Genomic DNA, 13,903 nt, shown 5'->3' on the forward strand with positions numbered 1-13,903 from the left:
CGCTAAGACTAATTTAGGGTGAAATAAGTGAAATACATGAATCATGTTTGGTTACAACGGGCCGTGCTGGCCAGCCTGGTGACGGCGCTGACGGCGTGCGATTCTATCCCGTTTATGAATAACAGCTCTGATTACAAAGGGGCAGGCCGCTCCAAGCCACTGGAAGTGCCGCCAGACCTGACAGCGGTTCGCACCAGCAGCACTTATAATGTGCCGGGCAGCACCAGCTATTCTGCTTATAGCCAAAATCAGGAAGTGCAAGAGCAGAACGGCCCGCAGCCGGTACTGGCCGATATGAAGAATGTGCGTATGGTCAAGGCTGGACAACAGCGCTGGCTGGTGGTGAATGAGCCCGCTGAAAAAATCTGGCCTGTCGTGCGCGATTTTTGGCTGGACCAAGGCTTTGCAGTCAAGGTAGAAAACCCTGAGCTAGGTGTGATTGAAACCGAATGGTTGCAGTCGGATGTGATTAAGCTCAAAGAAGATAACCGTGGTTATGGCGAAAAGTTTGATGCCTGGCTAGACAAGTTGTCTGGTTTTGCTGACAGACGTAAATTCCGTACGCGCCTGGAGCGTGGGGAAAAAGACGGTACGACCGAAATTTATATGACGCATCGTACGGTGGCAGGTGCACCGGATGACGGTAAGAATTACGTCAATACGCAATTGGGTAAGATTGATACCGGCTATCGTGCCAACGCTGCTGATAATAAAAACAATGCCGGACAAGAGTTTGACGCTGACCTCGATGCCGAATTACTACGCCGTATGATGGTGAAATTGGGTCTGGATGAGCAAAAAGCCGACCAGGTGATGACGCAAGCGGCTTCTGACAAACGTGCAGACGTGCTTAAAGAGTCTGACCAGAGCGTGACTTTAAAGCTGAACGAGCCGTTTGACCGTGCCTGGCGCCGTGTGGGCTTGGCGCTGGATCGTATTGGTTTTGTCACTGAAGATAAAAACCGTTCTGAAGGCATCTTTTATGTACGCTATGCCGATACTGATGCAGAAGACCCGATCAAACAGAAGAAAGGCTTGCTGGAGCGCCTGAAATTCTGGGGTAGTGATGAGGATGAAAAAGCGGCGACACCTTCTGAAGTCAAACCAGGCGATAAAACCAGGTTTTGGAAAGGCACGTCTGACGGCGACAAATCGAGCAAGCAATACCATATTCAGGTGCTGGAAAATGCAGATGACACCACCGATGTGTATGTGTTGACCTCTGACAACAAACGTAACACGTCGACCACCGCCAACCGGATTATTTCATTGCTTTATGAACAGCTGAAATAATCGGGACTAAGTGTGCGATTTGCATCATTAGGCAGTGGCAGCGCAGGTAATGCCACTGTGGTAGAAGCCGGGGAAACCCGGCTTTTGCTTGACTGCGGCTTTAGTGTCAAGGAAACCGTGCACCGCCTGGCACGCTTGAACCTGCAACCGGAGCAACTGGCGGGGATACTGGTCACGCACGAACATGACGACCATGCCCGCGGCGCGTTTAAGCTAGCAGCCCGTTACCAGATTCCAGTCTGGCTCACGCATGGCACTTACAGCATGTGCCAGCGCTACCTGCCAACACAATCTATCACGATTAACATTATTGATGCGCATACCACCTTTGCATTGCAAGCCATTGAGGTAAAGCCTTATCCGGTGCCGCACGATGCGCGTGAGCCTGCGCAATTTGTGTTTGGCGATGGTGCACGCAAGTTGGGCGTGTTGACGGATGTGGGCAGCGTCACACCACATATTGTGAGCATGCTGCAAGGCTGTGATGGTTTGCTGCTGGAGTGTAATCACGACCTCAATATGTTGCGCACTGGCCCGTATGCGCATTCACTTAAAAAGCGCGTGGGCGGCTGGTTGGGGCATCTGGATAATCAATCGAGTGCGCAATTGCTGAGTCAGTTGGATAACAGCAGGCTAACCCAATTGGTAGCTGCACATTTAAGCGAAAAAAATAATACGCCTGCATTAGCACAGCAGGCGTTGAGTGAGGTGTTAAATTGCGCCCATGACTGGGTGCAAATCGCCAGCCAGCAAACAGGGCTGGACTGGCGTTCGTTATAGCTATTTAATCCAAAACCATAATCTGTTCAGATAAACGGATCATGCGTTCGACCGGCGTGACCCAGACAATACCATCACCGATATTGCCGGTATGCGCCACTTCGACGATGATTTGTAACACGCCCTCTACCAGGTCATCCGGCACCACCATGTAAAGGTACACTTTGGGGCTATAGTCGGTCAGCTCTTCCCTGACGCCGATGCTGGGCTTTTGCAAGTGCTGGCCGCAGCCCTCTACCTTGTTGACCGACATGCCGGGAAAGCCTTTGATATTGCGCAGCGCTGAGCGTATTTTTGCCAATCTCGCTGGTTGTATGACTGCTTTAATTTCTTTCATAAAAGTATCCTTATGTGCATAGACTCACTAGGTCGGCATTATGCCTCTATCTTACTTTCTTCAAACTTACGATAGAGTGTGGGCACCACAATCAGGGTGAGCAGGGTAGACGTAATCAAGCCGCCAATCACCACAATGGCTAATGGCCGTTGCACTTCGGCACCAGGGCCAGTGGCAAACAAGAATGGCACCAGCCCCAGCATGGCCACGGTGGCGGTCATCATCACCGGCCTAAAACGCTGGGCGCAGCCTTTGCGGATCGCTTCCAACTGACTCAGGCCTTCTTCACGCAGCGTGCGGATATAAGACACCAACACCACCGCATTCAGCACGGCAATGCCCCATAAGGCAATAAAACCTACTGACGCCGGCACCGACAAATATTCTCCTGTCACAAACAGGGCGATCACGCCACCAATTGAGGCAAATGGCAGCACCAAAATAATCATGGTGGCAAAACGCAACGACTGAAACAGCAAGAACAGCAGGAAGAAGATAGCTGCAACGGTGACCGGGATAATGATCATCAAATGGCCCATGGCGCGCTCCATGTTCTGGAACTGGCCACCGTACTCCAAATAATAGCCATCAGGCAACTGCAGTTTTTGTCCTAATACCTGTTGCAGCTCAGCGACAAAGCCACCCAGATCACGGTCTTTGACGTTGACGCCAATCACGATGCGGCGTTTGGCCAATTCACGGCTGATTTGTGCCGGGCCATCCTTGATTTCAATCTCCGCCAGGTCTTCGAGTGCAACGCGTGAGCCATTGGGTGAGGTCAGCATAATGTTGCGGATCGCCTCTTCGTTATTACGGAAAGCTTCCGGGTAACGGACGGCAGCTGAGAAGCGGCGTTGGCCTTCAAAAATCTCGGTGGCAATCTTGCCGCCAATCGCGGTTTCAATCACGTCATGCACATCTGACGCATTGATGCCATGACGGGCAATCGCCTGACGGTCGATGGTGATATTCAGGTATTGTTGGCCTGACACTTTCTCCACCTTGATTTCAGTCGCGCCTTTTACCGAACCGGCAATTTTGGCGATTTCATCCGCTTTTTGCTTGAGCGCATCCAGGTCTTCACCAAAGATTTTGACCGCCACATCTGCACGCACGCCTGTTAGCAGTTCATCAACACGGTCAGAAATCGGCTGTGCCATGATGATTTGTACACCCGGAATGTATTTTTCCAGCACCACGCGCATTTTTTCTGCGATGTCATCCTGCGACCAGCCTTCAGGCCATTCTGCCCGCGGCTTGAGGCTGATGATAGGTGTAGACTCGTTTTGTGCTTGCGCATCTGCCGGGCTTTCACCACGGCCCAGGCCTGAGATTGCCGATTTGACGCCAGGCACTTGCTCCATAATCAGCTTCATCGCTTTACTCTCCATTTTCATGGATTCCTCAAGCGAGATATTGGGCACACGGTTAATGCCCGGCACAATGGAGCCTTCTTTCATTTCTGGGATAAATGAAGTACCCAGCAGTGGAAACAGCCCAATCGTGCCAACAAATACCAGTGCGGAGGCTAAAATGGTTTTTTTCTCATTGTCGAGCACCCAGTTTAGTGCTGAAAGATAAGGGCGTTTGATCGCCTGTATCAGTCGGGTGTCATCACCACTGCCGCCTTTGAGCATGTATGAGCACAGGGCAGGCGTTAGCGTGAGTGACAATACCAGAGACACAAACAGCGCAATGGCGATGGTATAGGCCAATGGGGCAAACATTTTGCCCTCCATGCCTTCCAGCGTCATCAATGGTAAGAACACCAAAATGATGATGCCTACGCCAAACAGTACCGGCGTTGCGACTTCGGTGGCCGCTTCTAACGCCACGCGAATTCTGCTTTCGTCTTTGCGGTGACCCAAATGGTGAAAAGTGTTTTCAACCACGACCACCGAGCCATCGACCATCAGGCCAATCGCGATTGCTAGCCCGCCCAATGACATCAGATTGGCAGAAATACCGTAGTGATTCATCACCATAAACGTAATCAGCGGTGTCAGAATCAAGGTGCCGACCACAATCAGGCTGGAGCGGACATCGCCCAAGAACAGGAACAAAATCACAATCACCAGAATAATGCCTTCAATCAGCACTTTGGTCACCGTGTGCAGGGCAGCATCCACCAGTTCGCTACGGTCGTAGTAAGGTACAATTTGCAGGCCATGTGGCAGCATGCCTTTACTGTTGATTTCTTCAACGCGGGCTTTGATGCGGCTGACCACCTCTTTGGCGTTGCCGCCACGCATCATAATGACAATGCCGCCAACAGACTCCGTGTCGCCGTTTTTGAGCACGACACCGACGCGGACTTCGTGGCCGATAGTGACTTCTGCCACATCACGGACATAAACGGGAATGCCGTTTTCTTCCTTGAGCACCATGTTGCGGATGTCGTCCAGGTTTTGCACCAGGCCCACGCCGCGAATCAGATACTGTTCGGCATAATGTGGCAGAATGCCGCCGCCGCTGTTAGCGTTGTTACGCGCCAACGCTTCATACACATCTTTGAGTTTGATTGAGAAATGTGTCATGCGGTCAGGGTTAACCAGTACCTGGTACTGTTTGACGTAACCGCCTTGCGAGTTGATTTCGGCAACGCCGGGAATCCCACGCAATAATGGGCGTACCACCCAGTCCTGAATCGCGCGCCGCTCAGTCAGGTCAGCTTGCGTTAACTCTTTTTTGCCGTCATCTGGTTTATCCAGTGTGAACTGGTACACCTCACCCAGGCCAGTCGAGACCGGCCCCAGAATCGGCGTGACCCCTTGCGGCATGCGCTCCATCACCTCCATCAAGCGCTCCATCACCAGTTGTCGCGCAAAATAAACATCGGTGCTGTCGGTAAAAACCAGTGTGATCAGCGATAAGGCATTTTTATTGACCGAGCGCATTTCTGTCAGGCTAGGCAAGCCTGTCATGGCGATTTCTAGCGGCACGGTAATAAAGCGTTCGACTTCTTCAGGCGACTTGCCGGTGGCCTGCGTGGCAATCATCACCTGTACATTGGTGACGTCAGGAAACGCATCTACCGACAGTTTATTCACTGCAAACAAGCCTGCAAGAATCAGCCCTACAGCCAATACCAGCACAATTAGGCGCTGCTTGAGCGCGCCTCTAATGAGGGATTCAATCATGCTTTACTCCATTTCTTTGCGCTTGCGTTCATTGTTGACATGAAACGCGCCATCGAGCACGATTTGATCACCGGGTTGCAAGCCTTGCAGCACTTCTCTATGGCCCTGGTAAGTCCGGCCCAGTGTGATTGGCAGCAATTTATATTGCGTTGGCTTTAAGGTTTGTACAAACACATGGTCAGCATTGTTTTCACGCACCACTGCAGTAGCGGGGATAGCAATGACTTTTTCAGGTTTTGCCTCGAGCAGAATCGTAATCAGCATGTCAGGTTTTAACAGCATTTTTTCATTGCTGATGTTGGCGCGTGCCATCACCGTACGCGTGGCCGGGTTCACAATGTCACCGACAAAAGCCAGTGTGCCAGTGAGTTCGGCATCGTCTAGTGCGGGCACTTCAATATCCAGCGACTGACCTTCTTTAATATGCGCAATTTGTTGCTCAGGAATTTCTGCCACCGCCCACACGTGTGACAAATCGGCAATCACAAACAGTTCTTCTGCGGGTGCAACAACCTGGCCCAGTCTGGCTTTACGTGCAATCACCGTGCCGGTGATTTTAGAGTTGACCTGGCTGGTAGACATGCCACTGTTGTGCAAGCCCAATTGGGAGATGCTGGCAGGCGGCATACCAAGCACCAGCAACTGGTCACGCGCGGCATTTAATTCGGCATTGGCGGCATTGAGCTCACCTTCGCGGCGTTGTAGCTCCGCCAGGCTGATCACATCGGCTTCAAGCAGTTGCTTGGCGCGGTCAACCGCTTTGGTTTGCAATTGCATTTGCTGGCTGGCCTTGATATAGCTAAGCTGATATTGCGCCAGCTCGGTACTTTTAATCATAGCCAGTCGCTGGCCTGCTTTCACTTCATCGCCCAGGTTGACATCTAACGTACTAATGCGGCCAGTGATGGACGCCCCGGCCCTGGATTCATATTGTTCATCAACCTGAATACGGCCGGGAATGCGCAAGGTATCGACAAAGGCAAGCTCTGCTACCGGGCCGGTGCTAACCGTTGCCATCAGCTCTTTGGTCAGGGTGACCAGGCTAGGGTCGACCACTTCTTTGGTTTCTGGCGCCGGGGCAGGTTTTTCGGTGCACGCGGTGGACATCACAGCCAGCGCGGCAGCGAGCAAAGTTGAAAATAAAACACGAGACATGACCATCCCCTTATGGTTGGACCAAATCCGAACCGATGAAGCGTTCGATTTGCAATACACTGAAAAAATAATCAAATTTGGCAATCAGATAGTCACGTTTGACATCACGATTGACGCGTTGCGCATCCAGATATTCCAGGATGCCGCGTTCTCCGAATTTATAGGCCGCTTCTGCGCGACTCAAGGTCGCTTCTGACTGTTGCAATAAGCCGTTCTCGAACACTTTGAGCTGATTGCTGGCAATCAGGTTGCGTTGATAGGCGCTGTCTATTTCTTTGCGCAGTATCTGTTGTTGCAACTTGATGTTGGCGTTGGCTTCCTCAATCCCGGCTGCCGCTTGCGCAATCTGCCCTTCACGGCGGTTCCAGACCGGTAACGGCAGTACTACGCCAAGGCGAAAGGTATTGAGATCAGGATCCTGTGTGAAGTCAGACTTCACGGTCAGGCCTGGAAAGCGCAAAGCTTGCTCCAGTTTTAACTTGGCCTCTGCGCTGTCTTTGGCACTGAGCAACTGTTGCAAGTATGGATTGTTCTCGGCAGACTGCCTTAAATCAGTGATGTTGGGCAGGTTGGAGATGGTCGGCAATTCAGATTTGATTTCAAAACTGTCCGGCATATTGCCTATCATGCCGCGCAAGATGGCTTTAGACTCGTCAATGCGGGTTTGCGCACTGGCGTAGTCACGCTCGGCAGCCAGCACTTCTGTATCGGCCTTGATCAGCTCATATCTGGGGGCTTCCCCGATATCTACTTTACGTTTTACCTTGCCTTGCACTTGCTGCAATAGGGCCAGATTGGCACCCAGCATGCTCAGGATTTGCTGCCGCAACAATACATTCAGGTAAGCCTGTTTGATCTGGTTGCGCAGGTCGAAGCTGGTGGTGTGTATGCCTTTTTCTGCATAATTGAACTGCTGTTCGGCCAGCTCTCGGCGCGAGGTGCGGGTGCCAGGGAAGTCCAGTGGTTGCGAAATAGTGACACCATAGTTTCTCTCGCTGGCGCCTGGTGTCGGCACACCACGGTATCTAGCCGGACCTGCCATCACTTCCATATCTGGATTGTAGAACGATCTTGCAACGGTGATCCCTGCCGCAGCAGCTTCAACTTGCGCTTTGCTCACTGCCAGCATCGGGTTTTCGGCCACAGCCTGATCAAGCAGGGTTTTCAGGTCAAATGTAGCACCTGCAAATGCGACGGGTGTCATACAGCAATATAAGCACAATAGCCTGCATGCTTTCCGCCAGCGGGTCTGACTTAACATAACGATCCTTTTTCAGGTGACTGTTCATATCATGATGTCACAGCCACCTTAATTTGTAATTAAAATGACGCTCGCAGCGGGGCCGGGAGCGATGGAAAGCTGTTAAGCGAGTTGTGGCGGCCGGTCGAGCCAGAAGCTGAGTAGCAGGTGGTAGGAAGATAAGTGGTGTTCAGGGGCGAGGTAGGTGGTTTTATGCAGTGGATAGCTAAACCCTGGTAGCAAGATTTTATCGACATCAACTTCAGCGATTTCCAGCATGTCGACGCAACAATTCACTACACCAAAGTCAGCAGATAAGCTGTCATCAATGGCATTGGAAAGGCTGGTCGCGGAAATGCCAGTTTCTAATAGCGTAGTTGTGACTGCCGGTTCGGCAGCCGTTGTTTGCAAGGCAAACAGCAAACACAACGCATGTAGAAAATAAAATATCTTTTGCATTACAAAATCATATCTGTCAGGCAATACATTTACAGCAATAATTATACCAGTAATGCGAACACACCTAACATATTGATTTTATGTCACCCGTGGCCAATATAGGCAGATCTGATTACGCGTTGAAGGGGATTTTGCACCAAGATGGTGCTGGAAAGCCACAGTGACATTGTAGTAGATGTCACTGTGGTGTCAAAGTTCCAGCCAGACTAGGCCGAAATAGTCTCTTCTTTAAAAATCAGTTTGATCTGATCGTTGTCATCCATGTCGATATGGACATGGCCACCCTCGTTCAAACGACCAAACAACAGCTCATCAGCCAATGCTTTACGAATGGTATCTTGAATGAGTCTGGCCATCGGGCGTGCGCCCATTTTCGGGTCAAAGCCTTTTTTGCCCAGATAGGCTTTAAGCTCATCACTGAACGTGACCTCGACTTTTTTCTCGTGCAATTGATCTTCAAGTTGCATGAGGAACTTGTCGACCACGCGCAAGATAACCTCTTGGTTGAGTGCACCAAATGACACGGTGGCATCCAACCGGTTACGGAACTCGGGGCTAAAGAAACGTTTGAGGTCAGCCGCTTCATCGGAGCTGTCTTTACTGTTGGTAAAGCCTATGCTCGATTTAGACAGGTTTTCAGCGCCCGCATTGGTGGTCATGATAATCGTCACATTGCGGAAATCCGCTTTGCGGCCATTATTGTCCGTCAAGGTGCCATGGTCCATCACTTGCAACAAAATGTTGAAAATATCCGGGTGCGCTTTCTCAATTTCGTCCAGTAACAAGACGCAATAAGGCTGTTTAGTGACGGCCTCGGTCAAGAGTCCGCCCTGATCAAAACCAACGTAGCCCGGAGGTGCACCAATCAGGCGCGAAACCGCGTGACGCTCCATATATTCTGACATGTCAAAACGCAGTAGCTCAATGCCGAGTACATAAGCCAATTGTTTGGCCACCTCGGTTTTACCGACGCCGGTTGGGCCCGCAAACAAAAAGCTACCGATTGGTTTGCTGCTGTTGCCCAAGCCGCTGCGCGCCATTTTAACGGCAGACGCCAGCACTTCAATCGCTTTGTCCTGACCAAACACCACCGCTTTCAGGTCACGTTCCAGTGTTTTCAGTGCATTGCGATCATCACTGGAAATGTTTTTGGGCGGAATGCGCGCAATTTTGGCAATGATTTCTTCAATCTCTTTATTGCCAATGATTTTTTTCTGTTTGCTTTTTGGCAGAATACGTTGTGCAGCACCTGCTTCATCAATCACGTCAATCGCCTTGTCCGGCAAGTGGCGGTCATTGATATATTTGGCCGACAGCTCCGCTGCCACGGTCAAGGCGCTGGCACTGTATTTGACGCTGTGATGCTCTTCAAATCTGGTTTTCAGGCCTTTTAGAATCTCGATGGTTTCGGCCACACTAGGCTCTTGCACATCAATCTTCTGGAAACGGCGTGACAAGGCATGGTCTTTTTCAAAGATGCCGCGATACTCTTGATAAGTGGTCGCGCCTATGCACTTGAGCGAGCCATTGGATAACGCTGGTTTTAGCAGGTTGCTGGCATCCAGCGTACCACCACTGGCAGAGCCAGCGCCAATCAGGGTGTGGATTTCATCAATAAATAAAATCGCATCCGGTTTTTCAGCCAGCTGTTTCATCACTGCTTTCAGGCGTTGCTCAAAATCACCACGATATTTGGTGCCAGCCAGCAGCGCACCCATGTCTAATGAGTAGACGGTTGCATTTGCCAGCACTTCTGGGATCTCGTTGCTCACGATGCGTGAGGCCAGGCCTTCGGCGATTGCAGTTTTACCCACACCAGCTTCACCAACCAGCAAAGGATTGTTTTTGCGACGGCGGCACAAGGTCTGAATCACGCGCTCTAACTCCAGGCCACGCCCAATCAACGGGTCAATTTTGCCAGCAATCACTTGCGCATTCAGGTTTAAGGTAAAGCTTTCCAGCGCACCGGTGCTGACGCTTTCGCCTTCAGTTTCTTGTTCAGGGCTGGCCGCTTTTGATTCGTTTTCCTGAATTTTTGCCACGCCATGCGAAATGAAATTGACTACATCGAGGCGTGTTACGCCTTGTTGATGCAGGAAGAACACCGCGTGGGAGTCTTTTTCGCCATAAATGGCGACCAGCACGTTAGCGCCAGTCACTTCTTTTTTGCCGGATGATTGTACGTGCAGCATGGCACGCTGGATCACACGCTGAAAGCCCAGTGTCGGTTGGGTGTCCACTTCTTCAGTGCCCGCCACCGTTGGCGTGTGTTCTTCAATATATTGGGTGAGCTCACTACGCAGTGTGTCAAATTTGGCGCCGCACGCACGCAAGACTTCTGCGGCGGTTGGGTTATCCAACATAGCCAGTAACAGATGCTCAACCGTAATCAATTCGTGACGCTTTTGTCTCGCGTCCATAAACGCCATGTGCAGGCTAACTTCAAGTTCTTGAGCAATCATGATGACTTTCCTTAATACACTACACTACAAAAACGCCTCATTCACAGATGCAAATCCATGCAATCCGGCAAAAACCTGCCTGTTTATTGTTATCGTGCTTTTTTTCAAAAAATTCAATGCTCCGTGGCCGCTTTTTGCTCAAGTTTATATGAGTCAAGCCGCACAGAACCATCTCATTACCATGCTACCACTATGACGTACGACTCGAACCGCCAGTATGTCAGTGTATTTGCCCGATATTCTGTGGATGCCAGGGTAGGGCAACGACGATGGCGCAAACACTTTTGGCGCGCATGCGTCGCGTGTTAAGCGGCTTCAATCACACATTGCAGCGGGTGTTGTGCTTCACGGGCAGACTCCAACACATGGTGCATTTTGGTTTCTGCAATATCTTGTGGGTAAACGCCACATACTCCCATGCCTTCTGTATGTACTTGGAGCATGATTTGCGTCGCTTGTTCACGAGACTTGTTAAAAAAACGTTCAATGACGGCGACGACAAACTCCATCGGGGTGTAGTCGTCATTAAGCAACAACACCTTATATAGTTCAGGAGGCTTGGGTTTGGCGACTTGGGATTCAAGAGCCAGATCACCTTCACGCTTGGGTCGTACCATAGTTTTGTATACCTGTCTTAAAACCTATTTTGCGCCTTGTATTGAAAAATTCAAGGGTTTGATGCGGCAGAATGGCCGCTTTTTAAAGATAAATTTTGACGCGCTTGACGATATGGTCCTGAACGTCAAGGATTTCCAGTTTGTGTTCACCCATTTTGAAGCTGGTGTCAGGTTCTGGAATCCCTTCAAAGTGCTCAAGAATTAAACCATTCAATGTGCGTGGACCATCGGTAGGCAGGGAGAGTTTCAATTTACGGTTGAGGTCGCGTAACAAACTGCCGCCATCGACCAGCCAGCTGCCGTCCTCATGTTGGTGAAAGTGGTTGGCATGCTCCGGCGACTGGGTGGTGAATTCGCCGACGACTTCTTCCAGAATGTCTTCTAGTGTCAGCAAGCCTTTAAATTCACCATATTCATCCACAACCAGTGCAATACGCTCGTGCCGTTTTTGAAACTGTTGCAACTGGGTGTAAAGCGGGGTGCCAGACGGAATATAGTAGGGCAGGCTCATGGCGGCCTGCAACAAGGCTTTGGTCGGCGCTTTGCCAATATGAAAGTCGCGCAGCAACGGCAATACTTTACGCACATGCAAAATGCCGACAATGTCTTCGTGGTCGCCCTGTCTTACCGGCAGGCGCGAGTGATGGCTGCGCGCCAACTGCTCCATCATCTGCTCAATGGTGTGGTCGAGGTCCAAAAACTCAACCATGGTGTGCGCGGTCATCGCATCGTCAACGATGACGTCTTCCAGGTCTAGCAGATTGAGTAAAATGGCACGGCTTTGCGAAGGAATGTATTGCCCGGCATCGCTGACAATGCTGCGTAACTCTTCGGTGGTCACCGATTGCGCTTGACCATCGAAGTTGACGCGTACCCCCAGCAACTTGAGAAACGCTTTGACGAACAGATTGACAAACCAGACCACAGGCGTGAACAGCCATATCAGCGGATATAGCAAGTAACTGGTGGCAAAGCCGAGTTTTTCGGCATGCGCGGCAGCAATCACCTTGGGGGAGATTTCACTAAAGACCAGAATGGCAAATGTAATCGCAAGCGAACCAAACATCAGCACATAGTCGCCCTCACCAAACAGGCGCTCAGAAATCACGACTTCTAAGGTGGAGGAGCTGACGATACAAAGGGTGTTGCCGAGCAGAATGGCGCCCAGTGTTTTATCGGTTTGTGCAATCAGGCGGCTGGCCAGCTTGGCGCCACGGTGACCTTCTTTGGCCATATGCCGCATCCGGTAACGGTTGAGCGACATGAGGCTGGTTTCGGCAATGGAGAAAAAAGCTGTCAGAGACAGCAAGAGCAGTAGCAGACCAATCTGCCAGCTTAACGGGATGTTGTCCAAAAGAGTGGGATTAAAAACAAGAAGCCACTAGTGTACCCACCAGTGGCTAAAAATCAAGAAAAAGACAGACTAAGCCCCCCATAGGTCAGTGCCTGTGGGAGATTTTTCATCTGGTTAGCGATTAAGGCGCAACAGCGGCTTCGTCCTCTTTAGGTTTTTTCTCTGTGTCGCCTATCAGATTGGCGCGACTCACGCCCAGCCACATGGCGATTGGGCAAGCCACCAAGACTGAAGAGTAAATGCCGAACAAAATACCAATGGTCAGCGCCAGCGAAAAGTTGTGCAGGGTTTCACCGCCAAAAAACAGCATGGAGCAGACCATGGTTTGCGTCATCATGTGGGTGATGATGGTGCGTGACATGGTGCGGGTAATCGCATTGTCGATCACATGCACCGCACTGGCTTTGCGCATTTTTTTGAAGTTTTCGCGCACGCGGTCAAATACCACCACGGATTCATTTACTGAGTAACCTAATACGGCAAGAATCGCCGCCAGCACCGTGAGGTTAAACTCCCACTGAAAAAAGGCAAAAAAGCCAAGAATAATGATGACGTCATGCATGTTGGCGATAATGGCCGCCACCGCAAACCGCCACTCAAAGCGCAATGCCAGGTAACCCATGATGCCTGCACACACCAGCAATAATGCCAGCGCGCCGTTTTCATACAACTCTTCGCCCACTTGTGAGCCAACCGATTCAACGCGGCGTATTTCAGCACCAGCATCGGCCGCTTTTAATGCGCCGGAGATTTTTTCTGACAACTGTGCAATAGACAGCTCTTTTTTTACCGGCAGGCGAATCAGTACATCCTGGCTAGAGCCAAAGTTTTGCACTGTGACATCTTTCAGGCCCACACCATCCATCACCTGGCGGATCTGCTCAATGTTGGCCGCCGTCGGGTAATGCACCTCCATCACCGTGCCGCCGGTAAAGTCGACGCCGTAATTCAGGCCGCGATGCAGTAGGAAAAAGATCGCCAGCACAAACGTAATCAGCGAAATTGAGGTGGTCAGACGCCCGTAGCTCATAAACGGGATGTCTTTTTTAATTCTGAATAATTCCAT

General features: G+C 50.8%; 11 protein-coding genes. 2 read left to right on the top strand and 9 right to left on the bottom strand.

What is annotated here, in order from left to right; genetic code table 11:
* Positions 1-36 precede the first annotated feature (36 nt).
* Together bamC and METH5_RS0108615 are read left to right on the top strand one after the other, a co-directional pair.
* Positions 37-1,293, top strand: coding sequence for an outer membrane protein assembly factor BamC (gene bamC, locus METH5_RS0108610; RefSeq protein WP_029148123.1), 1,257 nt, complete (start codon positions 37-39; stop codon positions 1,291-1,293).
* A 12-nt stretch (positions 1,294-1,305) separates the two neighbouring features.
* A complete protein-coding gene (locus METH5_RS0108615; protein WP_029148124.1) occupies positions 1,306-2,073 on the top strand; it encodes an MBL fold metallo-hydrolase in 768 nt (255 codons plus the stop codon).
* A 4-nt stretch (positions 2,074-2,077) separates the two neighbouring features.
* Here the strand turns inward: METH5_RS0108615 and METH5_RS0108620 are convergent, their stop codons facing one another.
* The 9 genes from METH5_RS0108620 to secF all read right to left on the bottom strand — a co-directional run bounded on the left by METH5_RS0108620 (position 2,078) and on the right by secF (position 13,903).
* Complete coding sequence (locus METH5_RS0108620) at positions 2,078-2,410, bottom strand: P-II family nitrogen regulator (RefSeq protein ID WP_029148125.1); 333 nt, start codon at positions 2,408-2,410, stop codon at positions 2,078-2,080.
* Between the two features lie 38 nt (positions 2,411-2,448).
* Entirely contained in the window at positions 2,449-5,550 is a 3,102-nt protein-coding gene (locus METH5_RS0108625; protein WP_029148126.1) for an efflux RND transporter permease subunit, read from the bottom strand.
* A gap of 3 nt (positions 5,551-5,553) precedes the next feature.
* The gene (locus METH5_RS0108630) at positions 5,554-6,705 is read right to left on the bottom strand and encodes an efflux RND transporter periplasmic adaptor subunit (RefSeq protein ID WP_029148127.1); all 1,152 of its coding nucleotides are present in this window, start codon (positions 6,703-6,705) and stop codon (positions 5,554-5,556) included.
* Positions 6,706-6,715: 10 nt separating this feature from the next.
* Complete coding sequence (locus METH5_RS0108635) at positions 6,716-7,909, bottom strand: TolC family protein (protein ID WP_232410991.1); 1,194 nt, start codon at positions 7,907-7,909, stop codon at positions 6,716-6,718.
* 159 nt (positions 7,910-8,068) lie between these two features.
* Entirely contained in the window at positions 8,069-8,404 is a 336-nt protein-coding gene (locus tag METH5_RS0108640; RefSeq protein ID WP_029148129.1) for a hypothetical protein, read from the bottom strand.
* Between the two features lie 206 nt (positions 8,405-8,610).
* Positions 8,611-10,866: an ATP-dependent Clp protease ATP-binding subunit ClpA gene (gene clpA / locus METH5_RS0108645; protein WP_029148130.1), complete on the bottom strand. Its 2,256-nt coding sequence runs from the start codon at positions 10,864-10,866 to the stop codon at positions 8,611-8,613.
* A gap of 305 nt (positions 10,867-11,171) precedes the next feature.
* Positions 11,172-11,483: an ATP-dependent Clp protease adapter ClpS gene (clpS, locus tag METH5_RS0108655; RefSeq protein WP_029148132.1), complete on the bottom strand. Its 312-nt coding sequence runs from the start codon at positions 11,481-11,483 to the stop codon at positions 11,172-11,174.
* 82 nt (positions 11,484-11,565) lie between these two features.
* Complete coding sequence (locus METH5_RS0108660) at positions 11,566-12,837, bottom strand: HlyC/CorC family transporter (protein WP_029148133.1); 1,272 nt, start codon at positions 12,835-12,837, stop codon at positions 11,566-11,568.
* A gap of 121 nt (positions 12,838-12,958) precedes the next feature.
* On the bottom strand, positions 12,959-13,903 hold the full coding sequence (gene secF / locus METH5_RS0108665) for a protein translocase subunit SecF (protein WP_029148134.1): 945 nt from the start codon (positions 13,901-13,903) through the stop codon (positions 12,959-12,961).

Origin of the sequence: Methylophilus sp. 5, assembly GCF_000515275.1 — a bacterium.
Taxonomy (GTDB): domain Bacteria; phylum Pseudomonadota; class Gammaproteobacteria; order Burkholderiales; family Methylophilaceae; genus Methylophilus.